General features: G+C 58.7%; 21 protein-coding genes. 16 read left to right on the forward strand and 5 right to left on the reverse strand.

Features of this window, described 5'->3' with window-relative positions:
- The first annotated feature begins 92 nt into the window (after positions 1-92).
- The 3 genes from KYK33_RS11975 (at position 93) to KYK33_RS11985 (ending at position 4239) form a co-directional block, all read left to right on the forward strand.
- Positions 93-1763 (forward strand): sensor histidine kinase, encoded by a 1671-nt coding sequence (locus KYK33_RS11975; RefSeq protein ID WP_042042217.1) that lies wholly within the window; start codon positions 93-95, stop codon positions 1761-1763.
- Between the two features lie 61 nt (positions 1764-1824).
- A complete protein-coding gene (gene btsR, locus KYK33_RS11980; protein WP_042042218.1) occupies positions 1825-2529 on the forward strand; it encodes a two-component system response regulator BtsR in 705 nt (234 codons plus the stop codon).
- Between the two features lie 276 nt (positions 2530-2805).
- The gene (locus tag KYK33_RS11985) at positions 2806-4239 is read left to right on the forward strand and encodes a carbon starvation CstA family protein (protein ID WP_224430661.1); all 1434 of its coding nucleotides are present in this window, start codon (positions 2806-2808) and stop codon (positions 4237-4239) included.
- An 86-nt stretch (positions 4240-4325) separates the two neighbouring features.
- Here KYK33_RS11985 and KYK33_RS11990 read toward each other — a convergent pair whose 3' ends face one another.
- Positions 4326-5963, reverse strand: a complete 1638-nt coding sequence (locus KYK33_RS11990; RefSeq protein ID WP_224430662.1) for a mechanosensitive ion channel family protein — start codon at positions 5961-5963, stop codon at positions 4326-4328.
- A gap of 233 nt (positions 5964-6196) precedes the next feature.
- On the opposite strand from KYK33_RS11990, the gene KYK33_RS11995 reads away from it, so the two are divergent.
- The 5 genes from KYK33_RS11995 to KYK33_RS12015 all read left to right on the forward strand — a co-directional run bounded on the left by KYK33_RS11995 (position 6197) and on the right by KYK33_RS12015 (position 11505).
- Positions 6197-6526 (forward strand): DUF3302 domain-containing protein, encoded by a 330-nt coding sequence (locus KYK33_RS11995; protein ID WP_084218196.1) that lies wholly within the window; start codon positions 6197-6199, stop codon positions 6524-6526.
- Between the two features lie 10 nt (positions 6527-6536).
- The gene (locus KYK33_RS12000; protein WP_224430663.1) at positions 6537-7574 is read left to right on the forward strand and encodes an HlyD family secretion protein; all 1038 of its coding nucleotides are present in this window, start codon (positions 6537-6539) and stop codon (positions 7572-7574) included.
- Positions 7575-7677: 103 nt separating this feature from the next.
- Positions 7678-9486, forward strand: a complete 1809-nt coding sequence (locus KYK33_RS12005) for a DEAD/DEAH box helicase (protein WP_224430664.1) — start codon at positions 7678-7680, stop codon at positions 9484-9486.
- A 166-nt stretch (positions 9487-9652) separates the two neighbouring features.
- Positions 9653-11089, forward strand: a complete 1437-nt coding sequence (dacB, locus tag KYK33_RS12010) for a D-alanyl-D-alanine carboxypeptidase/D-alanyl-D-alanine endopeptidase (protein ID WP_042042224.1) — start codon at positions 9653-9655, stop codon at positions 11087-11089.
- A gap of 152 nt (positions 11090-11241) precedes the next feature.
- Positions 11242-11505, forward strand: coding sequence for a GrxA family glutaredoxin (locus KYK33_RS12015; RefSeq protein WP_042042225.1), 264 nt, complete (start codon positions 11242-11244; stop codon positions 11503-11505).
- A 56-nt stretch (positions 11506-11561) separates the two neighbouring features.
- Here the strand turns inward: KYK33_RS12015 and KYK33_RS12020 are convergent, their stop codons facing one another.
- Positions 11562-11804 (reverse strand): DUF1653 domain-containing protein, encoded by a 243-nt coding sequence (locus tag KYK33_RS12020; protein WP_224430665.1) that lies wholly within the window; start codon positions 11802-11804, stop codon positions 11562-11564.
- Between the two features lie 370 nt (positions 11805-12174).
- Between KYK33_RS12020 and KYK33_RS12025 the strand changes: the two genes are divergently transcribed.
- Positions 12175-13389, forward strand: a complete 1215-nt coding sequence (locus tag KYK33_RS12025; protein ID WP_224430666.1) for a pyridoxal phosphate-dependent aminotransferase — start codon at positions 12175-12177, stop codon at positions 13387-13389.
- A 159-nt stretch (positions 13390-13548) separates the two neighbouring features.
- On the opposite strand, the gene fabV is transcribed toward KYK33_RS12025, so the two are convergent.
- Positions 13549-14742 carry an enoyl-ACP reductase FabV gene (gene fabV / locus KYK33_RS12030; RefSeq protein WP_042042227.1) on the reverse strand — a complete coding sequence of 398 codons (1194 nt, stop codon included), beginning with the start codon at positions 14740-14742 and terminating at the stop codon, positions 13549-13551.
- Positions 14743-15016: 274 nt separating this feature from the next.
- Between fabV and KYK33_RS12035 the strand changes: the two genes are divergently transcribed.
- Both KYK33_RS12035 and KYK33_RS12040 read left to right on the forward strand, forming a co-directional pair.
- Entirely contained in the window at positions 15017-15379 is a 363-nt protein-coding gene (locus KYK33_RS12035; RefSeq protein WP_224430667.1) for a hypothetical protein, read from the forward strand.
- 129 nt (positions 15380-15508) lie between these two features.
- A complete protein-coding gene (locus KYK33_RS12040) occupies positions 15509-15832 on the forward strand; it encodes a hypothetical protein (RefSeq protein ID WP_224430668.1) in 324 nt (107 codons plus the stop codon).
- Between the two features lie 146 nt (positions 15833-15978).
- Here KYK33_RS12040 and KYK33_RS20245 read toward each other — a convergent pair whose 3' ends face one another.
- Positions 15979-16062, reverse strand: a complete 84-nt coding sequence (locus KYK33_RS20245; RefSeq protein WP_396021398.1) for a hypothetical protein — start codon at positions 16060-16062, stop codon at positions 15979-15981.
- Between the two features lie 406 nt (positions 16063-16468).
- On the opposite strand from KYK33_RS20245, the gene KYK33_RS12050 reads away from it, so the two are divergent.
- Positions 16469-16906 carry a DUF4124 domain-containing protein gene (locus KYK33_RS12050; protein WP_042654512.1) on the forward strand — a complete coding sequence of 146 codons (438 nt, stop codon included), beginning with the start codon at positions 16469-16471 and terminating at the stop codon, positions 16904-16906.
- Between the two features lie 84 nt (positions 16907-16990).
- On the opposite strand, the gene KYK33_RS12055 is transcribed toward KYK33_RS12050, so the two are convergent.
- A complete protein-coding gene (locus tag KYK33_RS12055; protein WP_224430670.1) occupies positions 16991-19411 on the reverse strand; it encodes a beta-glucosidase in 2421 nt (806 codons plus the stop codon).
- Between the two features lie 299 nt (positions 19412-19710).
- On the opposite strand from KYK33_RS12055, the gene KYK33_RS12060 reads away from it, so the two are divergent.
- From KYK33_RS12060 to rsxB, 4 genes are all read left to right on the forward strand, one after another.
- Positions 19711-20748: an AraC family transcriptional regulator gene (locus KYK33_RS12060; protein ID WP_224430671.1), complete on the forward strand. Its 1038-nt coding sequence runs from the start codon at positions 19711-19713 to the stop codon at positions 20746-20748.
- Positions 20749-21091: 343 nt separating this feature from the next.
- On the forward strand, positions 21092-22390 hold the full coding sequence (locus KYK33_RS20250; protein WP_396021339.1) for a methyl-accepting chemotaxis protein: 1299 nt from the start codon (positions 21092-21094) through the stop codon (positions 22388-22390).
- Between the two features lie 327 nt (positions 22391-22717).
- Positions 22718-23299 (forward strand): electron transport complex subunit RsxA, encoded by a 582-nt coding sequence (gene rsxA / locus KYK33_RS12075; protein WP_042042230.1) that lies wholly within the window; start codon positions 22718-22720, stop codon positions 23297-23299.
- A gap of 4 nt (positions 23300-23303) precedes the next feature.
- The gene (gene rsxB, locus KYK33_RS12080) at positions 23304-23867 is read left to right on the forward strand and encodes an electron transport complex subunit RsxB (RefSeq protein ID WP_042042231.1); all 564 of its coding nucleotides are present in this window, start codon (positions 23304-23306) and stop codon (positions 23865-23867) included.
- Position 23868 lies beyond the last annotated feature (1 nt).

The following is a 23868-nucleotide window of genomic DNA, read 5'->3' on the forward strand; positions in this document are numbered from 1 at the left end:
GGCACCAACAGAGTCGCCACAGAACAAGATCCCGATCACAGTTGCGGGGGGATGGTCATCCACTGACCCCCTAGCAATGAGGAACGTTTTTTATGCAATTGGTCCTCTCACTGCTGCAGCAGATGAGCGTCTTCCTGGTCATCGCCTACCTCTTTTCCAAGACGCCACTGTTTCGGCCGCTGACGCATTTCTCGGTGCGCCTGCCCCACAAGGTGCTCATTTATGTGCTCTTTTCCGGTTTCTGCATCCTGGGCACCTATGTGGGCCTGGACATCGATGATGCCATCGCCAACACCCGCGCCGTGGGGGCCGTGCTCGGCGGTCTGCTCGGCGGCCCCCTGGTTGGCCTGCTGGTCGGACTGACCGGTGGCCTGCACCGCTACAGCATGGGCGGTTTTACCGATCTGGCCTGCGCCATCTCCACCACCTGCGAGGGGCTGCTCGGCGGCCTGCTGCACTGGCGCCTGGTGCGGGCGGGTCGAACCGATGCTCTGTTCGAGCCCAGAACCGCCTTCTTCGTCACCCTGGTGGCCGAAGTGATGCAGATGGTGATCATCTTGCTGGTCGCCGCCCCCTTCGATAAGGCACTGCTGCTGGTGCGCACCATCGCCACCCCCATGATCCTGGCCAACTCCTGCGGCGCGGCCCTGTTCATCAGCATGATCCGCGATCAACAGCAGATGTATGAGAAGTTCTCCCGGGTCTTCTCGGCCAAGGCCCTGACCATCGCCAACCGCACCGTCGGCATCATGAGCCAGGGGTTCACGGTGGAAGCGAGCGACAAGATTGCTCATATCGTCAAGGAAGAGACCGGGGTCGGCGCCGTGGCCATCACGGACACTCACCAGATCCTGGCGTTTATCGGCATAGGGGAAGATCACCACAAGCCGGGTACCCCTATCACCTCGCGCCTCACTCAGCAGGCCATCAGTGAGAACCGGGTGCTGTTTGCCGATGGCAACAGCCAACCCTATCGCTGCAGCATCTCCCCCCAGTGCGAGCTCGGCTCGGTGCTGGTGATCCCCCTGCAGGGGGACATGGGGGTGATTGGCACCATCAAGCTCTACGAGCCCAAGACCCGATTGTTTCTCAAGATCAATCACACCCTGGGCGAGGGGATCGCCAATCTGCTCTCCCAGCAGCTGCTCAGCGGTCGACTGGAGCAACAACAGCGCCTGCTGATGCAGTCAGAGCTCAAGTTGGTACAGGCCCAGATCAATCCCCACTTCCTGTTCAACACCCTCAACACCATAGGGGCCATCACCCGCCGCAACCCGGAGCGGGCCCGGGAGCTGCTATTGCACCTGTCGCGCTTCTTTCGCAACAACCTCAAGCGCCAGAGCGATCTGGCCACCCTGCAAGAGGAGCAAGAGCACTGCCAGTCCTATCTGGAGATAGAGCTGGCCCGCTTCGGCGACAGATTGACGGTCATCAACGAGATCCCCGAGCATCTGGCCCAGCTGCGTCTGCCGAGCTTCACCCTGCAGCCTCTCATCGAGAATGCCATCAAGCATGGGATCTCCACCCTGCTGGGCGAGGGGCGATTGCGATTGTTGGCCCAGGAGCATGAGGGGTGCGTGACCATCAGCGTCGAGGACAACGCCGGTTGCTGGCAACCGGGAGCCAATGGCGATGGGTTAGGCATCTCCATTGTCGACAAGCGCCTCAAGAGCGCCTTCGGCCCGCAATATGGCATCAGCATTCACTGTGAACCCGAGCACTGGACCCGGGTCTCGTTCACCTTGCCCAGGGATACCCCATGAACCCGCCTTGCGCCCCGGTCTCAACCCGTCCCACACAGAGCCCTTTGTCCCAGGAGAGAAGATGATCCGCGTTCTCATCGTCGACGATGAACCCTATGCCCGCGACGAGCTGGCCCTGCTGCTTGGTCAGGATGATGACATCGTTCTCCTGGGGCAGGCGGCTAACGCCATAGAGGCGCTCGGCCTGATCAACAGCCTCAAACCTGACGTGGTCTTCCTCGATATTCAGATGCCCAAACTCAGCGGCATGGAGCTGGTCGCCATGCTCGATCCCCTGCCCCGCATCGTCTTCGTCACCGCCTATGACGACTATGCCATTCAGGCCTTCGAAGAGCAGGCCTTCGACTATCTGCTCAAACCGGTCGAACCCGCCCGACTGCACAAGACCCTGGCTCGGCTCAAGCAGGATATGACGCCGCAACCCATGGCGACCCTGGCACCGGCCATCCACCATATTCCCGGCTATCTCCATAACCGGGTGAGACTGTTGCCCATGGCGCAGGTGGAGTACGCCTTCTCGGATCTGGGCGGGGTGCATGTGGCCTGTCAGGGGGAGTTGTTTCATACCCAGCTCACCCTCAAATCCCTGGAGGAGAAGAGTCCGCTGCTGCGCTGCCATCGCCAGTACCTGATCCACCCTGCCGCCATCTTCGAAATCGCCCTGCTCGATAACCAGCTGGCCGAGATAGTCACCCAGAGCGGCGCCCGGGTGCCGGTCAGCCGCCGCTACCTCAAGGAGCTGAAAGACCAGTTCGGTCTCAGCTAACCGCCCTCCTCCAGCAGGCCAAGGCGCCTTGACCACCCGCTCGGCGTTGATTGACCGCCTCCCCGCGCCTTGACCAAGGACCCCTGCCAGGGCCCCTTGCCATGCAAGCCGGGCCTCCAGCAGGCCTGGCCCATCGGGCATCAAGCGTGAACCGGATCACAATCCTTCGCCGCTCGGGACGCCAAGACGCCGCTCAGGTTCTTTCCCATGAGTTTCACCGCCCGGCCACCTAGACTCCTCAGCGCACACCACAATAACAAGTAATGGAGCGTTACAATGGTCTGGTTCTTCCTCTGTGTCGGCCTGCTCGTCGCCGGCTATTTCACTTACGGTAAAATCATCGAACGGATTTTCGGCCCCAAACCCGAGCTGAAAACCCCGGCCATCACCATGGCCGATGGGGTGGACTATGTCCCCATGTCCGACAAGAAGATTTACCTGGTTCAGCTGCTCAACATCGCCGGGGTCGGTCCCATCTTCGGCCCCATACTCGGCGCCCTCTATGGCCCGGTCGCCATGCTGTGGATCGTATTTGGCTGCATCTTCGCCGGTGCGGTGCACGACTACTTCTCCGGCATGCTGTCGGTGCGCGCCAAGGGCGCCTCTGTCCCGACCGTGGTCGGTGAGCACCTGGGCACGGTCGCCAAGCACTTCATGAACCTGTTTGCCGTCATCTTGCTGATGCTGGTCGGCGTGGTGTTCGTACTGAGCCCGGCCGGTCTGCTCTCCAGCCTGACTCATATCGAGATGGTCTACTGGATCGCGGCCATTTTTGCTTACTACATCCTCGCGACCATTGTCCCCATCGACAAGATCATCGGTCGCTTCTACCCCATCTTCGGCGCCCTGCTGGTGTTCATGTCGGTCGGCCTGGTGATCGGCCTCATGGTATCGGGCAAGGGGTTCTACAACACAGGGATGGACTTCTCCAACCTGCACCCCACCGACTTGCCGCTCTGGCCGCTGCTGTTCATCACCATCGCCTGCGGTGCCGTCTCGGGTTTCCACGCCACCCAGTCCCCACTGATGGCGCGCTGCATGCAAAATGAGAAGTCCGGTCGCTTCATCTTCTACGGCGCCATGATAGGCGAAGGTGTCATCGCGCTGATCTGGTGCACCCTGGGGCTCTCCTTCTACGAGAGCACGGACGCCCTGAACGCAACCCTGGCCAATGGCGGCCCCTCTGCCGTGGTCCACGAGGTCTCCACCGGCCTGCTCGGCACCGTCGGCGGCATCCTCGCTATCCTCGGCGTGGTGATCCTGCCCATCACCTCCGGCGATACCGCGTTTCGCAGTGCCCGCCTGATAGTGGCGGACTTCCTCAACATGACCCAGAAGCCCATCGTCAAGCGCCTGCTGATTGCCATCCCCATGTTTGTGCTGGGTTACATCATCTCCAAGGCTGAGTTCGGGGTGATCTGGCGCTACTTCGGCTGGGCCAACCAGACCACCGCAGTGATCATGCTGTGGGCTGCCGCCGCCTACCTCGCCAAGGAGGGCAAGCTGCACTGGATTTGCACCATACCGGCCATGTTCATGACCGCCGTGGTCATCACTTACCTGGCCAATGCCCCCATCGGCTTTGGCATGGAGATGCAGATCTCGACCATCATAGGCTTGGTGGCTACTGCCCTGCTGACCCTGGCCTTCCTGGTCAAGTTCAGGCCAACCGATGCGAGCGAGACCGCCAGTGAAATCAAGGAGAGCTGACCGCCCTCCCGCGCTGAAATAGCAAAAGGCCCGGCATCGCTGCCGGGCCTTTTCATTTGTCAGGTCATCAGACGCAGACCCCTGACTCAGTTGCCAGGTGCCTGATCCTTGGGCGCTTCGGCCGGGGCCTGGTACCACTGCTCCTTGGCCACCAGCACCGCCTGCTCCGGCTGGGCAATGAAGTTGGGGGACATGATCTGCACCCCGAACTCGTTGAACACATCCTGGATATGGCCATGGAGCTCGGTCTTGACCACCGCGGGCAGCAACCCCGCCTTCATGCGCACCTGCAGCTCGTACTCCACATACCAATCCTGCAGATTGAGCTGACGCACCAGCGGGGCCTCGTCCTGATTGAGCCGCTCACAGCGCCGGGCGGCCAGTTCCAGCATGGCATGCACCTGACGCCAGGGGGTGTCGTAGCCGATGGTCACCTTGGTGAGCAGGGCCACTCCCTTCTCGCCGGCGAGGCGGGTGAGGTTGACCACCTTGCCCCCCACGACCACGGCGTTGGGCAGGGTGACCTCGTGATCCTGGCGCGTCACCAGCTTGGTAGACAGGGCGCTGAGCTCGGTCACCATGCCTTCCACCTCGCCAATCTGTACCAGATCGCCGGGACGCAAGGCCCGCGAGTAGATGAGCACCAGACCACTCATGGCGTGGTTCATGATCCCCGCCGAGCCCAGGGTCACCATCAGGCCGAAGAAGACACTCACCCCCTTGAAGGCATCCGAATTGGCGCCGGGCAGATAGGGGTAGGCCACCGTCAGGGCAAACAACCAGATCACCACGGAGAGCAGGCGACGGGTCGCCCCCACCGTCTCGGCATGCAGCCCCTGCATCCGTAGCTGGCCACGTTCGATGCGATCAAAGATGATGCCCAGCATACGTATGAAGAGCCGGGTCATGACGAAGATGAGCAACACTGTCACCAGCCCCGGCATGGCGGCCATGATGCCCTCCAGCATGTCGACGCACAGGGTAAACAGCGAGCTGCCCAGCCGATCGCTCCAGGCCCTGGTTTGAGGAAAGAGCCCCAATACGTAGGTGAGCCAGCCGTAGGTCACCATGAACACCAGCAGCAGCGTCACCAGCCCCAGTAGTCGCACCTCGACATTGCCCGCCACCTGGCGCCACTGGTGAGGGATCAACCCCTTTTGCAGCAACAGTCGATTGGCGAGCCACTTTCTGACTCGACGATGGATCCATTGCAGGCCCCATATAAGGCCGAAGAATACCAGGCTGGCCAGCACAGCCTTGCCGGTGGCCTTGAGCAGATAAGGCGTGGAGTGCAGCTCCAGATACTTGAGTCTCACCTCTTCCAATCGCCCCCGCACGCGGTCGGCCGCTTGATCCAGGGTTAGCTCATCGAGATCGTCCAGATCCTTGTCCACCAGCACCAGGACTCGTTTGCCGTTGGCCATGAACTCCCGCGTCTCATAGCCGAGCCGCTGGCTCGCGACGACGGTAATGGGGGTCTGCAAGTCATCCGCACTCATGGTGTCGAGGCGTTCATGCACCCGACGCACCCGATCCGCACCGTCCAGGCTACCAAATTTGGCCTGAAACATGACGATAGGTTCATGGAGCAGCACCAGGGTCCGGGCCAGCTCCTGCTCGGTGGGCTCTCGCCTCGGCTCTGCCGCCCAGCCCACTCTTGCCAAGAGCAGGCAAGTCAACAGCAGACCGGTCAACCACAAACTCATGTTGCACAGTTTTTTCATCGCGCCCCCATTTCTCTGTTCCTCACAGATCCGGATCAATTTCTTGTTTGATTTTACAGAAAAAAAACTCTTTTGCGTGATTAATAACCGGCCAATGAACCTAGGCTGTACCAGAAGATGGACGCCTCTATTGCACACTTGCACTGAGGTAATATGCTGTCATCATGTGCCGCTGAACACTGCGGATACGAGATGAAAGTGTCAGCTCGAAATTTATATGGGAGAAATTGAGGATGCTTGATTACATTGCCTTGGGGATCTTGGTATTCGTCGTCTTGGTCATGTTTTATGGAGTTATCGTCATTCACGATATTCCGTATGAAATTGCCAAACATCGCAATCACCCCCATCAGGATGCCATTCACGTGGCCGGTTGGGTCAGTCTGTTTACATTGCACGTACTTTGGCCTTTCCTGTGGATCTGGGCCACTATCTATCGCCCCGATCGTGGCTGGGGGTTCAGTCAACGTCTGCAACAGGACGAAGATGATCTTTCTACCATCAAGCAAGAGCTTGCCGCTTTGCAAGCCCGTATGGCCACGCTCGAACAGCCCAAAAAATAGGTAATATTTCATGGACTTGCTACTGATCCTTACTTATACCGCTCTCTGTATCGGTATCTTCAAGCTCTTCAAGATCCCCCTCAACAAGTGGACTGTGCCGACGGCCGTGCTGGGCGGGGTCTTCATCATCGGGGCGCTCATCGTACTGATGAACTACAACCACCCCTATTCAGAGCTGGCACGCAACTATTACGTCTCCACCCCCATGGTGCCGCTGGTCAAGGGCCGCGTCACCGAGGTGCCAGTCCAACCGAATCAGCCTGTCAAGAAAGGAGATGTGCTGTTTCGTATCGACGCAGAGCCATTCCAGGAGAGGGTTGCCAGCCTGACCGCCAGGCTCGCCTCCAACACAGATTTCCTCAGAGCCCTCAGTGCCAGACTGCGCTCCGCCAGTCTGGATCGCGATCGTGCTCAGGAGCTGATGCGCCGTGGCATCGGCAAACAACGGGATCTCGACGTCACCCAGGCCAACGTGGACGATATCGTCGCCCAGATTGATCAACAAAAGGCAGCGCTGGATGACCTCAAGGCCCAGCTAAACATCGCCAAATACGATCTGGAGCAGACAGTGGTCTATGCCCCAAGCGATGGCCATATCGTGCAACTGGCGTTGCGCCCCGGCATGATCGCCGCCCCCTTCATGTATCGACCCGTGATGACCTTCATCCATGAAGATGCCAACTCCTATGTCGGCTGGTTCTGGCAGAACAGCATGCAGCGCCTGAAGGCAGGGGACGAGGCTGAAGTGGTGCTGGACGGCATCCCAGGCAAGATCTTCAAAGCCAAGGTGCAGTCCGTGATCCCCGCCATGGCGCCGGGTAACATTCAGGCTCAGGCGGGCCTCATCGACCAGACCACGGCGCAGCTGCCGGGTCGCCTGCCCATCGTCCTCGAGATCACCGATCCCGAGTGGGCCAAGTATCAGGTGATCGCCGGCTCCAGTGGCCAGGCCGCCATCTATACCGAACATGTCCACCATGTGGCCATCATGCGTAAAATTCTGATGCGCATGGGTAGCTGGCTCAACTACCTGTTCCCCTTCCATTGATCACCCCAAGCGGGCCAGTCTGACTGGCCCGCTGTCGTTTGTGCCCAGCCCTTCCCCTCCCTATAATGCCCGCCAGCCCTTTTTATCAGTCAGCTTCCCCATCATGTTCGTGCTCAGGCCCTATCAGACAGAGGCGGTCAACGCCGTCATCCAGCATTTTCGCAAGCACCCGGATCCCGCCGTGGTGGTGCTGCCCACCGGGGCTGGCAAGAGTCTGGTGATCGCAGAACTCGCCCGCAAAGCCCGTGGCCGGGTGCTGGTGCTGGCCCACGTCAAGGAACTGGTGGAACAGAATCACGGCAAATATGAGGCCTGGGGGCTCAAGGCCGATATCTTCGCCGCCGGGCTGGATCGCAAGGAGGCCAAGGCCCAGGTGGTGTTTGGCTCTGTGCAGTCTGTGGCACGCAATCTGGCCGCCTTCGATCCCGTTTCACCAGTGGTAGCCACCTCGGTAGACACCATCACTGCCACGGGCAGCTTCTCCCTGCTCATCATCGACGAGTGCCATCGGGTTTCACTGGATGAGGAGAGCCAATACCATCAGGTGATCGACCATCTTAAAATCGCCAATCCATCCCTCAAGATCCTCGGGCTCACCGCCACCCCCTACCGACTGGGGCTGGGCTGGATCTACCGGCGCCATTATCACGGCATGGTGAAGAGCCACGGCGAACGGCTGTTTGGCGACTGCGTGTTCGAGCTGCCGCTGCGCTACATGGTGAAACACGGTTATCTCACGCCGCCCCGATTAGTTGATGCCCCCATAGTCCACTACGACTTCAGCAAGTTGATTCCCAAGGGCAATGGCCTGTTCAGCGAGGCGGACCTCAATGGCGAGCTCAAGCGCCAGCAGCGGGTCACCCCCCACATCATCAGCCAGGTGCTGGAGTACGCAGTCGATCGCCAGGGGGTGATGGTCTTCGCCGCCACCGTCGAGCATGCCCGCGAGATCCAGGGCCTGCTCGTCGCCAAGGAGCAGCACGCCGCCCTCATCACCGGCGAGACCCCGGGCCCTGAGCGCGATGCCCTCATCAGCGCCTTCAAAGGGCGGGAGCTCAAGTTTCTGGTCAACGTCTCCGTGCTCACCACAGGTTTCGATGCTCCCCATGTCGATCTCATCGTGATGCTGCGCCCCACCGAGTCTGTCTCGCTCTACCAGCAGATCGTCGGCCGTGGCCTGCGCCTCTCGCCGGGCAAGACGGATTGCCTGGTACTCGACTACGCGGGCAACAACTTCAACCTGTTCGCCCCCGAGGTGGGGGAGCCCAGGCCCCATGCCGGCACCGAACCCGTGCAGGTACCCTGCCCGGCCTGTGGTTTTGCCAACACCTTCTGGGGCAAGACCGATGAGGATGGCCAGGTGATTGAACACTATGGCCGGCGCTGCCAGGGATTCTTCGAGGATGACGATGGCGCGCGGGAAGAGTGCGACTACCGCTTTCGCGCCAAGATTTGTCCCGGCTGTGGCAGTGAAAACGACATCGCTGCCCGCCGCTGCCAAAGCTGCTATCAGCTGCTGGTCGACCCGGATGACAAGCTTAAGGAAGCCCTCAATCTCAAGGACTGCATGGTGATCCGCGCCGCCGGGCTGACCCTGGCTGCCGGCCGCGGCAAACAGGGGGAGCGGCTGGAGGTGACCTATCACGACGAGGATGGTTTGACCCTGATGGAGTATTTTTCTTTCCACAGCCCAGGGGCGCGACGCTTGTTTCAACGGGCCTTTGTGCGTCATCATTGGCGCGCTCCGGGCCTGGAGCCCGAATTTGCCACCCTGGATAGCGTCCTTGCGGCACAGGCCCAGTTCCGTCATCCCGATTTCGTCATCGCCCGCAAGTCAGGGCGCTTCTGGCAGGTGAAAGAGAAGATTTTTGATTATGAGGGGCGGTATCGCACTGCCGACACCCTCGGCTAACGTCGGAGCCTGACTGACAGGTGACAGCGACCATGCTCGATGATGAGGCGCCGCACCGCCAACCCTTGGCTAAGGTCGGGACCCGGCTGATGGGTAAAAGAGACGATTTTTCTATTCTGAGGGGCGACAGCGCACCGCCGGCCCCTCGGCTAACACAGAGGTTTTTATGCAGCGGCTTTTGACAGGTTTTTGTGCTTTCGTTTCCCTGGCGGCTCTGGCTGCCCCGCTGACCCCGCCCCAGGGCGGTCAATATGCCGTGATAGTGCAGGGCAACAATGGCGTCGAGTACGCTCGCCACGCCGATGACATGATAGCTCCCGCCTCCACCATGAAGGTACTCACCGCCCTGGCTGCCCGACTCGAGCTCGGCGCCGATTTTCGCTTCGCCACCGATATCCAGGTCAAGCCGGGCGCTAAGCAGGGCGATCTCATCAATGGCGATCTCTGGATCAACTTCGTGGGCGATCCCACCCTGTCGCGGATGGATCTGCTCGCCCTCTTCAAGCAGCTTGGCGTCACGCGCATCAAGGGCAATGTCCACGTCAATACCGGCGCCTACAACGGCTATGAACGCGGTAATGGCTGGTCCTGGGGGGATCAGACCCTCTGCTTCGCCGCCCCCGTCTCTGCGGTCATCATCGACAAGAACTGTGCCTATGGCACCGTCAGCGCCACCCAGATAGGCCGCCCCGCCAGCGGTCATGTGGCCACCGGGGTACCCATCAGCATCAGCGCCGACAACGTGGAGGTGATGAGCTATGGGGACATGGCACGCCAGTTCTGCGCCCTGGAGGTCGACATGGCCAAGGGCAATCATTACGAACTCAAGGGCTGTATCACCCCGAACAAGGAGCCTCAAGGGCTACGTTTTGCCATCCACGATGTGGAAGCCTGGGGCTGGGACAACATTCGCTGGGCCATGGACAGAGCCGGGGTCAAGCATGACGGTCTGCTGCGCGTGACTCACAAGGCGCCTGAGGGTGCCGAGACGCTGGCAACCCACTATTCCGCCCCGCTGCCGGTGATGCTGGCCAAGATGCTGAAGAAATCCGACAACACCTATGCCGATACCTTCCTCAAGACCGTGGGTCGCCACTACTACAACAAGCCGGGCAGTTATCGCAGCGGCACCATGGCGGTCCGCGCCATCCTGACCAAGCAGGGCATCGATCTGGGCAATGCCACCCTGGCCGATGGCTCGGGTCTCTCCGCCCATAACCTCATCAGCGCCCGCCAGATGCTGTCTGTGCTGAACTTTATCCAGCGCAATGATGCCCAGCTGGGCTTTATCAAGTTACTGCCCAGCTCCCAGGTTGACGGCACCCTGGCGTGGCGACGCAGCGTCACCGCCCCCATGATGAAAAACAAGGTGCATGCCAAGACGGGCACCATCACAGGCACCTCCAACCTGGCCGGTTTCATCGATACCGCCGGGGGACAGCGCAAGGCGTTCGTGGTGTTCCAGCGTGGCCTCTCCCAGGATCCCGCCACCCATGAGCGCTACCGTGCCAGCAAGGCGCCCTGGCCATGGACCGTCTTTGAGAAAGGCATACTCGAGGGTATCTACCAGCAGCAACCGCTCCAGATCGTCGATCGCCCGTGAATGGGCGCGGTGAGCATACCGATGCCGGCAGGGCCTGTGCCATCGAACAAGGCGAATGCAGGCATCGACAATTTCCACTTTGACTGACCCAGGGGCACCGCTATGCTGTGCCCTGTCCCATATCAACGCCCTCGTATCATCGGAGAGAGAAGATGTTTGTAGAAATTTATGGTCGTCCCGGTTGCCCCTACTGCGTGCGCGCCAAGATGCTGGCCGAGCAGTTGCGTGAGGAACGCGATGATTTTGACTTCAAATACGTGGATATCCAGGTAGCAGGGCTCACCAAGGATGACTTGGCCGCCAAGGCGGGTAAACCCGTCACCACAGTGCCGCAAATCTTCCTGGACGAGCAGCACATCGGTGGCTGCACCGATTTCGAAGCCTATGCAAGAGCCAATCTGGGCCTCGATCAGTAACCCCATAGAAATACCAAAAAGGCGCCCCGGGGCGCCTTTTTCATGCTCATGGCCGATCATTCCCCGGCTTGACTCGCCACCCTGGCGAATCGGCTCACGGCCTGGCCTTGATCCTCGGCGCTCCCCATGAACATGGCGAGGGGGCGAGCGTACACCACGCCATCCTGCTCGGATTGATAGATCACCAGCTGCTCCCGGGTCTCGCTGTGCCAAGCCAGGGTGAGCACCCGATAGTAGCCGCCCTTGAAGTGACGATAACGGCCTGGCTCGGGTAACTGGGGTTGCATGTCCGCTGCCATCTTATTCTCCTCAATGGTGCCATCGGTGAGCACTTCGCCGCACTGGCCTGAACACCGACCCACTCTGCGGCCAATCAGGCCCCCAAACGATACTTTTTTACGCAAGCTAATCGTGCCACAAGCGGGTGGTAATTCAATACAGTAAGGGTTGATATACCACTACCACCCCATCTTTCACTAGAAATCCGCACCATCAGCAAACGAAAACACTAAAAATAACAACTTGGCAACCCTGTTTTAGCGGTCATAAACAGGGAATTATTCTAAAAAGAGGATTGTTCTGGCATTCAATTCTGTGAAGAATAGGGACAAAGAAATTTGATTCTAAGCATGCCTTTTCGCCAACGCGCTCCAGGGGATTTCAGTCACTATGCTCACCATCGACAAGTCGCACAAGCTCGACGATGTCTGTTACGACATTCGCGGCCCTGTGCATAAAGAGGCTCGCCGTCTCGAAGACGAAGGCCACCGCATCATCAAACTCAACATCGGCAACCTGGCCCCCTTCGGTTTCGAGGCCCCGGAGGAACTCATCAAGGATGTGATCCTCAACATGCCCCAGAGCCAGGGCTACTGCGACTCCAAGGGACTCTTCTCCGCCCGCAAAGCGGTGATGCAGTACTACCAGCAAAAAGGGATGCGCAAGATCGATATCGATGATATCTACATCGGTAACGGTGCGAGCGAGCTCATCGTCATGGCCATGCAGGCGCTGCTCAACAACGGCGACGAGATGCTGGTACCCTCCCCTGACTATCCGCTGTGGACCGCCGCCATCACCCTCTCCGGCGGCCATGCGGTGCATTACCGCTGTGATGAAGGGGCCGACTGGTATCCGGATCTCGATGACATCCGTGCCCGCATCACCCCGCGCACCCGCGGCCTGGTGCTGATCAACCCCAACAACCCGACCGGTGCCGTCTACGGCAGCGAATTCCAGTTGGAGTTGATCGAGATAGCCCGTCAACACAACCTCATCATCTTCGCCGACGAGATCTACGACAAGATCCTCTACGACGACATCTCTCATACCAGCGTCTGCACCCAGTGCGACGATGTGATGGTGGTGACCTTCAATGGCCTCTCCAAGGCCTACCGCGCCTGCGGTTTCCGCCAGGGCTGGATGGTCCTCACCGGCCCCAAGGGCCGTGCCAAGGGCTACATAGAGGGGCTGGAGATGCTGGCCTCCATGCGCCTGTGCTCCAACGTGCCCATGCAGCATGCCATCCAGGCGGCGCTCGGTGGCTACCAGAGCATCAATGAGCTGATCCTGCCGGGCGGGCGGCTGCGTCGCCAGCGAGACAAAGCCTGGGAACTGATCAACGCCATCCCCGGGGTCTCCTGCGTCAAACCCAAGGGGGCGCTCTACCTGTTCCCGCGCCTCGACCCCAAGGTGTACGACATTCGCGACGATCAGAAGATGGTGTTCGACCTGCTGCAGCAAGAGAAGCTGCTGCTGGTGCAGGGGACCGGCTTCAACTGGCCTGCCCCGGATCACTTCCGCCTGGCCTTCCTGCCACGGGAAGAGGAGCTGGAAGAGGCCATTGGTCGCCTCGCCCGTTTCTTGAAGGGTTACAAGCAGTAAGTCGCTGATTGACATGTAGAAAAGAGGCTCCCACGGGAGCCTCTTTCATGGATGCAATGGGCCGGGTGAGGCCCGCCTATCGGCCCCATGAGCCGTTCATAGCAAAGGGCCCTGTCTGTAGCAGACAGGGCCCTTTTCATGGCGGGAACTCAGGCGAGATTACAGCTCGATAACGTCGAACTTCACGTCCGGATCCACATCCGCGTCGTAATCCACCTCGTCCAGACCGAAGCCGAACAGGCGCAGGAACTCCTGCTTGTAGCCGGTGTAGTCGGTCAACTCGGAGAGATTCTCGGTGGTGATGGAAGGCCACAGATCCCGGCAGGTCTGTTGCACGTCTTCACGCAGCTCCCAGTCATCCATGCGGATGCGGGCCTTGTCATCCAGGGCCAGATCGCCGGTGTAGAGACGGGTGCGCATCAATCTGTCCACCTGCTCCATGCAGCCTTCGTGGATGCCCTTCTCTTTCATGATCTTGAAGGCCATGGAGATATAGAGCGGCATCACCGGAATGGCGCTGGAGGCCTGGGTGACCACGGATTTGAGCACGGCCACGTGGGCGGTGCCGCCCTTGGCCGCCAGGGAGCCACGGATGGCGGTCGCGGCGCGGTCCAAATCTTCCTTGGCGCGCCCCAGAGTGCCATGCCAATAGATTGGCCAGGTGAGATCGGTGCCGATGTAGGAGTAGGCCACCGACTTGGCGCCATCGGCCAGCACGTCTGCATCACGCAGGGCCGCCATCCACAGCTCCCAATCCTGACCGCCCATGACGGTGATGGTGCTCTGGATCTCTTCCTCGTTCGCCGGCTCGACGGTGGCGGTGATGATCTGATCCTTGTTGGTATCGATGGCGGTGGTGGTATAGGTCTCGCCGATAGGCTTCAAGGCAGAGCGCACCACTTCACCGGTGTCCGGCATCTTGCGTACCGGCGAGGCCAGGGAGTAGACCACCAAGTCGATTTGACCCAGATCGGCCTTGATAAGCTCGATCACCTTGGCACGGCACTCATGGGAGAAGGCATCGCCGTTGATGCTCTTGGCGTAGAGACCGGCCTCTTTGGCAGCCTTGTCGAAGGCGGCGGAGTTGTACCAGCCGGCAGAACCCGTCTTGGTCTCGGAGCTTGGCTTTTCGAAGAAGACACCTATGGTCGCGGCGTCGGAGCCAAAGGCAGTGGCAATGCGCGAGGCCAGGCCGTAACCGGTGGAGGCGCCGATCACCAGCACCTTCTTGGGGCCATTGGCAATGGTGCCATTGGCTTTCGTGTAGGCAATCTGGCGACGAACGTTGGCTTCACAACCGACCGGGTGAGTGGTGGTACAGATAAAGCCGCGAACCTTGGGTTTTATAATCATGTTGGGTCTCGACACCGTTAAATGAATGAAATCGGGGCATAAGATACCTCATTGTGGCCCGTTATGGTGCTCTGATGTGTTGAACTGCCTGGAAAACCGGCAAAGTGCCGTCGCCCGCCGCGAAAAATGAAAAATCCGTTGGTGCAAGACAACACCCTCAACCCAATTGGGTATATCAACCTCAGCGACCTGGAAACGACCCAGTGCGAAAGCCGTTTAGAGAGGGGTAAAAGGCCGGTGAATCAACAGCAGGCCCAGTGATAGCACCGGCTAGATGGCAAGCCTTCGGGCCTATCGCCACCCATCCCCTCATGCAACCACCACATCACTCCCTGATAGTCACCAGCCTTATTTTGGTCCTGGTGGTAGCCGTGGTAGCAGAATAGATATCAGGCAACATAAAGACTCCTCGATTGGTTACGTCATCCGCAGCGAACCAGAGGGCCTCCATGACAGGGTTTATGATGGGTTAGAAATACAGAAGTATAATAAGGTTGCTATTTCAGTAGGTGCCACGCCATTAATTACACGTTCTTCACACATATTAATTACAAATTTAAAGTTTAATTTTAATTTTAATTTTAATTTTAATTTTAATTTTAATTTTAATTTTAATTTTAATTTTCAAAAACATTAATATAACTTCGCGACATCTAGGCATCAATTAAAGGGTTGACACAGGACCCTCGTCTGGGTATTTTTTTGCTCCTGCATATTGTTATGCAGTATTTTAAATGACTGTGACTTGATGTTTTAAGGAGATGAGATGGCAATCATAGACTCAACAACTCAAGAGTTTCAAAGTTTCATTAAAAACGGCGGCTCACTGACATTTACCATTGATGCTCGCGATATCTCTGTTAGTGATTTCGAAGAGCTTGATAGCATCAAGCCAATTCTCTGCAGTGGCTTCGAAATCCCTCCGTCTCTGGTCATTCATGATCCACTGGAGAAGACGGTGACACATAAATATGGCGACGAGTGGACTAAGATAGTTGAGGAAATATATAGCCGAGGTGGGCGCATTGTTTACCAAAAGCAACCTTCCGGCCAATTCCTCGCTACATGCACCATCCCTGCCAACGCCTGATATAAAGACTCTCTGGTTATTTAAAGTAAAACCCCGCCATGGCGGGGTTTTACTCGATATGAGCAGCACCACTCTTGCTATCCAAACAATCCAGGCTGATACCGGAGCCCGATCAATTGCCACTGCTCCGCCACTACCGCATGGGTTTAGGGCAGCCCATGTTGGCGACCCCATTTCGCTATATTGCGACTGTTGAACTCATCCCGGATAGCCCTATCTCGCAACGTCACCTTGGGGTGCGCCCCGCTGGGAATGTAATCAACGCGCCCCCCATGCAATGCACCTCTATCAGCACCGGCTCACGGGCTGAAGCAAGCAATAGGTACAATATGACGCAGGGCCGCGCGACCGGGCCGATAGCCCGAATGTGACGGTGGATGGACTGACATTTCGATTGTATTTTGTACTTTTTTCCCCACATAGCCCCGTCACTACTCTGGAGCACCTTGAAGTGATGGGCTGTATGAGAGCCACCGCACAGGCAAACCGGCCGGCAACGCCAGAACACCTTCATAAACTGTGGCAATCTGTCATGAAACGGCTCGCCGCAGCGACTACTGTTTCAGATACCCGATGCAACCGGCAAGTCACCTGCCCAGGCTTGGTTGTGCAGGCACCGCATTCAAGGAGGAGTCCATGTCACGCATTCTGGCCATCTGCCTCACCAGCCTGATCCTCACTGCCCCGCTGGTTACCCAGGCCGCCGTCTATCAATGCACAGTCAACGGCCGCGTCAGCTTCAGCGACATCCCCTGCAGCGGTGACGCCAAACCCATGGACTTGCGCGTCTACACCCCACCGGTCGAGGCGGTGGCAGAGGCCAGCAAGCAGACCCAGGAGATAGAAAAAAATCTGGCCGACAGCCAGAAGCAGCGCCAGATTGCGACCCTGCGCGCCGAGATGGAGGCCAAACAGCAGAAGATGAAAGGTGAGATCGCCAGGTTCAACGGGGCCACGACATCCCAGACCGGTGAGCCACGCTCCGCCGCCGAGATACAGTCCCTGACCCGCCGCCATCAGAGCGACATGGAGGCCCTGAACAAGCAGATCACGACCCTTCAGCAGCAGAAATAGACAGGCTCAAGTGCCAACGTCGGCGCCTGAACCGGCAAACTGGAATGAAAAGGGGGAGCCAAGGCTCCCCCCTTGCTACTCCCCTCAATACTGGGTTTCGAAAGCGGCCTCGGTGACCCCGGCAGGCAGCGCCAGGGCGCCGGGCGTGGTCTTGCTGACCACCAGCCTGCTGGCCAGGGTGAAGGTCAGCGGCTCTATGGCCGACACCTCGCTGGACGGGGCCACATACAGCTTGTAGGTCCCGGGCTCGATGACCCACTCGCTGTTGAGGTTGTCGAAGCTGGCCAGCCAAGTGGCCGGGATCTCGAAGCTCAGCGTCTCGCTTGCCCCCGCCGCCAGCAGGCCGGTCTTGGCGAATGCCTTGAGCTCGATGGCCGGCTTGCCGAGGGTACCCGCCGGCGCGGCCACATAGACCTGGGCGGCCTCCTTGCCCGGCAGGTCGCCACTGTTGTACACCGTCGTCGTCAGGCTCAGCTTGCCCCCTTGCTCGGTGAGGTTGTTGGCCGTGATCGCCGTGTTCTTGTAGTCGAAGCTGGTGTAGGAGAGTCCATAGCCAAAGGGATAGCTCACCCCCTTGCCGAAGGTCGCATAGTAGCGATAGCCGACATAGATGCCTTCGTTGTAGTAGTGGGTATCTATGGTGCCATCACCGTCGGTGTCGGTACCTGGGAAGCCCTTGGACGAGGGCACATCTGTGTAGCTGAGGGGGAAGGTCTGGGTCAGCTTGCCACTGGGGTTGACGACCCCCGACAGCAAGTCGGCCACCGCATTGCCCGCCTCCTGCCCCGGCATGTAGGCCAGCAGGATGCCGTCTACCTTATCCTGCCAGGCGCTGGTGTCCATGACGCCACTGATGTTGAGCACCACCACCACCTTCTTGCCCTGGCCGTGGAAGGCGGCCGCGACGTCGTCGATCAGGCTCTGCTCCACATCCGACAGCTGGTAGTCGCCCTTCAGGTTCTGGCGATCCACCCCTTGCATGGAGTTGCGGCCCAGGGTGATGACGGCGACGTCATTGCTGGCGGCGTAGGCGCCGATGTCGCTCGGGCTCAGCGCCGGCTCCGGGCAGCTCACCACGGTGGAGATGCCACCGAAGTCGCTCGATGTCTTGTTCGCCTCGAAGAAGCTGCGATAGAACTCCTTCAGCCCGGCATCGACGGCGAACTGCTGCGCCAGCCCGTCCACCATATTGACGGTATGGGCCGCGTTCACATCACCACTGCCGGCCCCACCTTTCAGCGTGTTGATCTGGGTGATCCCGAAGGAGGCGACCTTGCTGCCCTTGGTCAAGGGCAGACTGGCCTGGCTGTTTTTCAGCAGCACCATGCCGTCGCTGGCCGCCTGCCGGGAGAGGCGAGCATGGCCGTCGAGATCCGGCGCATTGCCGGCCACATAGCCCTGGTTCGATGGCATCTTCAGCACCTGGGTCAGGATCCGCACCGCCCCCTGCGCTATGGTGTCGGCGCTCAGATCCCCGGCGGCATAGGCCTCCTGCAGGCCGGTCAGGGCATCCCCGTAACCATATGGCAGGGCCGGACCACCCGGTTCAATCAGGTCGTTGCCCGACTTGATCATCGCGGCATAGCTACCGTCCCCCGACCACCAGTCGCTCATGACGAAGCCCTCGAAGCCCCATTCGCCCCGCAGCACAGCGGTGTTGAGATCGGCCCACTGCCCGGTGTAGGTGCCGTTGACCTTGTTCATGGCGGTCATCACCGCCCAGGGGTTGGCGTGCTCCTCCGCGTATTGGAAGCCCCGCAGATAGATCTCCCGGATGGCTCTTGGGGAGATGATGTTGTCCACGATGGAGCGCGAGGTCTCGGCATTGTTGGCGATGAAGTGCTTGATGGTGGTTCCCACCCCCTGGGCCTGCGCCCCCGCCACCTCGGCGGCCCCCATCACTCCCGACACCAGCGGATCCTCGGAGAAGTATTCGAAGTTGCGACCGTTGAGCGGGTCGCGCTGGATATTCATGCCGGGTGCGAGCCAGACATCCAGCCCGTACTCCTTGATCTCGTTGCCGATGGCAGCCCCCACCTGCTTGACCAGGGCCGCATCCCAGGTCGAGGCCAGCAAAGTGCCCACCGGGAAGGCGGTGCCATAAAAGGTGCCCGCTTCCCCGTCCCGGGTCGGCGTGATGCGCACCCCGGCAGGCCCATCCGCCAGCTTGCTGGCCGCGATGTCCAGACCCGACTCGGCGTTGTAAACCCCGTTGATGTAGCCCACGCTGCCGGGCACATCGCTCTTGAGGTTATTCAGGGCATCCTTGTTGGCCACGAAGGCACCATTGGCAAACACATAGCCAGGCCCCACCAGCATTCCCAGCCGCTCCTCGGGCGTCATCTTCTGCACCATCCCCTCGGCGAGGGCACGGTAATAGGCGTTATCCTTGTTGACCTCTGTCTTGGCGCTGGAGCTGTTGTCATTGCATCCTTGCGCCACCAGGGCCACTGCGATGGCAATGGCAACCCCACTCCATCTGTTGAGGTTATTATTATGTTTCATATGATTCCCTTTCATTCCATGTTCAGGTGAACAAACAAGCCAGAATAGCCTGCGCAGCGTAGCGCGAAGACAAGGGCGCCCGCTTTGCATCCGGGAGCGGGAATTGTGCATGGCGGTGGTGATATTCAATATCACCACCGCCATCACAGCGTTACATTTGGTTACAACAACAGACGTTAAGTTTCACTGCATTTGATCTGACGCGCAGTTATCTCACCGGGAAGATGCCTTAATCGCGCAGCGCAGCAGGATGCTGCCTGGCCAGCACAATAATACTTATCAGGCATGAAGGGACTTATATGGGGAAGAGCGTTTCCAATATTATCGCCAGATCGACGCTGCATTTCCTGCGCGAAAATGGCGTTAATACCGATGCCATCCGTGCGCAGTGTCAACTCAGCCAATATGAGCTGGATAAGAGTGATGGCCGCATCTCGGACAAACAGCATCTGCGCTTTATTAAAGAGACGGAGCCATATGATTTCCTGTGGCAAGAACGCATGCGCCAAACCGATGCTGATGATCATATCATCAGCGGGGCCTACGCATTATTCCCGGAGCTGGTGGGTTATTGCCTCAATCAGAAAAATGCCGAGGAGGCGGTGCTCGGCTATATCCGCAACCGGGTCATCATCGGCAACTGCGACAACTTCGTCCTGCGCAAGGAGGGGGAGCATCTCGCCATCGGCTATGTCGAGGAGTCAGGCATGCCGCAGCGCAACTACTCCGCCATCGGCAACTTCATGCTGCTCAGGGCCCTCGTCCGTCTCTATGCCCCTACCACCAAGAGCGCCGTTTCCCTGCGCGGGAGCGATGAGCGCGGGCGCAAGCGGCTCGATGATGCCTTCGGCTGCCACTGCCAGTTTGGGCAGGAGGCCAACATCATCTACTTCAAGGGGGCCGATCTGGCCAGCCCGGCCGAGACCTATCTGCCCCTGCTCAACAAGAATCAGCACCAGCTGATCACCCGCAAGGTGGCGGCGCTGGAACATGAACAGGGTTTTTCATCCCTGATCTATTCCCTGCTCGATGAGGTCATCGAGAATGACCATATCCAGGATGAGACCAGTTTCATGGATCATATTTGTGCCGTCATGGGCATGAGTCGCTGGACCATCAATATTCGCCTCGGTCAGGAGGAAACCAATCTCAGCCTGCTATTAAAAAAGGTGCGAATAAATAAGTCCTGTCGCTGGCTGGCCGAAACCAACCTGAGTGTTCAGGATATCAGCGAACGGCTGCGTTTCTCTTCCCTCTCGGTATTCTCGCGGTTTTTCTCGACCCATATGGGTTCTTCTCCCCTGCACTATCGGCGCCGGCTCGGTCAGCGGATCTGATGGGCCTCATATAAATAAGTCTCATGTAAATAGGTTTGACGCCGATAATCTCGCCCCAAGCCTGCAATCACATCCCTAATGGCACCATAATAATGGGGTGCCAATTGATGCGTATTTATAGCTGCATCCTGCATGACTGGGAGATCACCCTGTGATTATCTGGCCACGCAGGGACTAGCCTATTTTCAAGTCTCCTCACCCAATAAATTAATCGGCACTGAAAATTAAAAATACAAAAAGTTCACCGTGATTCGAGTAGGGTTCATGGGATAGCGATGCTATTGTTAATTTACTCAGATTACGGTCAGTCTGTCATTCAAGGGTCTCATGGAGGAGCTCTGTTATGTTCTGGAAACGCACAGCCAGCAAGGAAGCGAGTGAACAGGCGGCAAGAGTGGTGGAGCTGGGGGCCTTCGAACAGGCCATCCAATCTCAGGTTCCCTACATCCAGTTCACCCCGGAGGGGATAGTCACCTTCGTCAACGATCTCTTTTTAAAGATTGTGGGTTTCAATCGTGATGAGGTGATGGGTCAGCATCACAGCGCACTCTGTTTCCCGGATGACGTCAAGAGCCGCGACTATGAGTCCCTGTGGCGAGATCTTCGCGGCGGCGCCTTTCGCAATGGTCGCTTTATCCGCCAATCCAAGTCAGGCAAGGCCATCTGGCTCGAAGCCACCTATTTCCCCATCATGGTCGATGGCAAGGTGAGCAAGGTGGCCAAGGTGGCTTCGGATGTCACTGCGCAGCAATCATCACTGGAGCGTACCCAGGCGCTGCTGGCCGCACTGGACAAATCCCTGGCCGTCATTGACTTTGAGCCAGATGGCACCGTCATCACCGCCAATCAGAATTTCCTCGATTGCTTCGGATACCGGCTGGACGAGGTGACAGGCAAGGCACACCGCCAGTTTTGTGATGACGATTTTTACAAGAAAAACCCCCACTTCTGGCGCGATCTGGGCTCAGGGGACATCAAGACCGGGCTCTTTATGCGCTTTGGCAAACAGGGTCAGAAGATCTGGCTCGAGGCCACTTACAACCCCATCTTCAACCATGAGGGCAAGGTGGTCAAAATCATCAAGCTGGCCAGTGACATCACCGAGCGGGTAGAGAAATCCCTCTCCATCAAGGAGGCCGCCCACACCGCCTGCGCCATTGCAGGCGAAACGGTGGCCAGCGCCGCCAGGGGCCGTCAGGTGATCGACAAGGTGCTCACCACATCGAATCATATCAACACCTCCGTCGGTGATGTGGCCAACCAGATTGAACTGCTCAACCAGCAGTCGAGAAGCATCGAAGCCATCATCTCCACCATCAGCAGCATCGCGGATCAGACCAATCTATTGGCGCTGAATGCAGCCATAGAGGCCGCGCGCGCCGGGGAGCAGGGACGAGGCTTTGCCGTGGTCGCCGACGAAGTGCGGCAACTGGCCGCCAGAACCAGCACCTCCACCAGTGAGATAGGGGCGGTGATCAAGCAGAACTCCAGCATTACCGCGCGGATCACCCAGACGGTTGGCGTGGTCTCCACCAATGCCATTGCGGGTCAAGAACAGGCAGGCATCATTTCGGAGGTCATCGAAGAGATCATCAAGGATGCCAATTCGGTCTCGGATACCGTCAAAAATCTCTCTTTGTAAGGGAGTTTCGTAACCGAGATGGCGCGTTTCGCGGCGCCTTGAGCGGAGTGAGGCCATCGGGCAGGGTGCATTCCCTGCCTGATGGCGCCACGGAACCGGCAGTGCGCAGCATTACCATAGCGTCAGCATCAACCCCAGCGCAGTGCCTCTATAAACGGTTGCCCTGCCCAGCCCCTTCTGCTTTCCCATCTCGGCGCCATGGTCATCCTGTGACTTTTTCAGGAACGCCTGGAGGAATTCAATAATAACCATGCGGGCTTGCGGTTGTTTCTGACCCCCTAACATCAGATAATACCGCCCGCCTTCACAGCGGATAATCCAAATCTGATGACTGAGTACCTGCTTTTACTGATTGGCACCGTGTTGGTGAACAACTTCGTGCTGGTGAAATTTCTCGGCCTCTGCCCCTTCATGGGCGTCTCCGGCAAGCTGGAGACCGCCATCGGCATGGGACTGGCGACCACCTTCGTACTGACCCTGGCCAGCGCCTGCTCCTACCTGGTGGAACATTACATTCTGCTGCCGCTTTCGGTCGGGTATCTGCGCACCCTGGCCTTTATCCTGGTGATCGCCGTGGTGGTGCAATTTACCGAGATGGTGGTGCGCAAGAGCAGCCCGACCCTCTATCGCCTGCTCGGCATCTTTTTGCCCCTCATCACCACCAACTGTGCCGTGCTTGGGGTTGCCCTGCTCAACATCAATGAGCGCCACAACTTCATCCAGAGCATCATCTATGGCTTTGGTGCCGCCGCCGGTTTCGCCCTGGTGCTGGTGCTGTTTGCCGCCATGCGTGAGCGCCTGGTGGCCGCCGATGTTCCGGCACCGTTTCGCGGCGTCTCCATTGCCATGATCACCGCGGGCCTGATGTCCCTTGCCTTCATGGGCTTTACCGGCCTCATCAAGATATAGCCCTATGACTCACTTATTGTTTGCCATCCTGGTTCTGGCGCTGTTGGCCCTGGCCTTCGGTCTCATCCTGGGATTTGCCGCCGTCAAGTTCAAGGTTGAAGCCGATCCCATCGTCGATCAGCTCGATGCCTTGCTGCCTCAGACCCAGTGTGGTCAATGCGGTTACCCGGGCTGCAAACCCTACGCAGAGGCCCTCGCCAATGGCGATGCCGTCAACAAGTGCGTACCAGGTGGCGATGCCACCATGCGCAAGATCGCCGATCTCATGGGGGTAGAACCCCTGGCCATGGGGGGCGATCACGCCGCCGTGCCCATCAAGAAGGTCGCCTTCATTCATGAGGATCAGTGCATCGGTTGCACCAAGTGCATCCAGGCCTGTCCGGTCGACGCCATTGTCGGTGCAACCAAGGCGATGCACACCGTCATCACCGCCGAGTGCACGGGTTGCGACCTCTGCGTCGACCCCTGCCCCACCGATTGCATCGAGATGATCCCCGTGCCCACCACGGTCGATAACTGGAAGTGGGATCTCAATAGCGTCGTTATCCCGGTCAAGATGGTGGAGTAGT

It is taken from the genome of Aeromonas rivuli, assembly GCF_020149575.1.
GTDB classification, from domain to species: Bacteria; Pseudomonadota; Gammaproteobacteria; order Enterobacterales; family Aeromonadaceae; genus Aeromonas; species Aeromonas rivuli.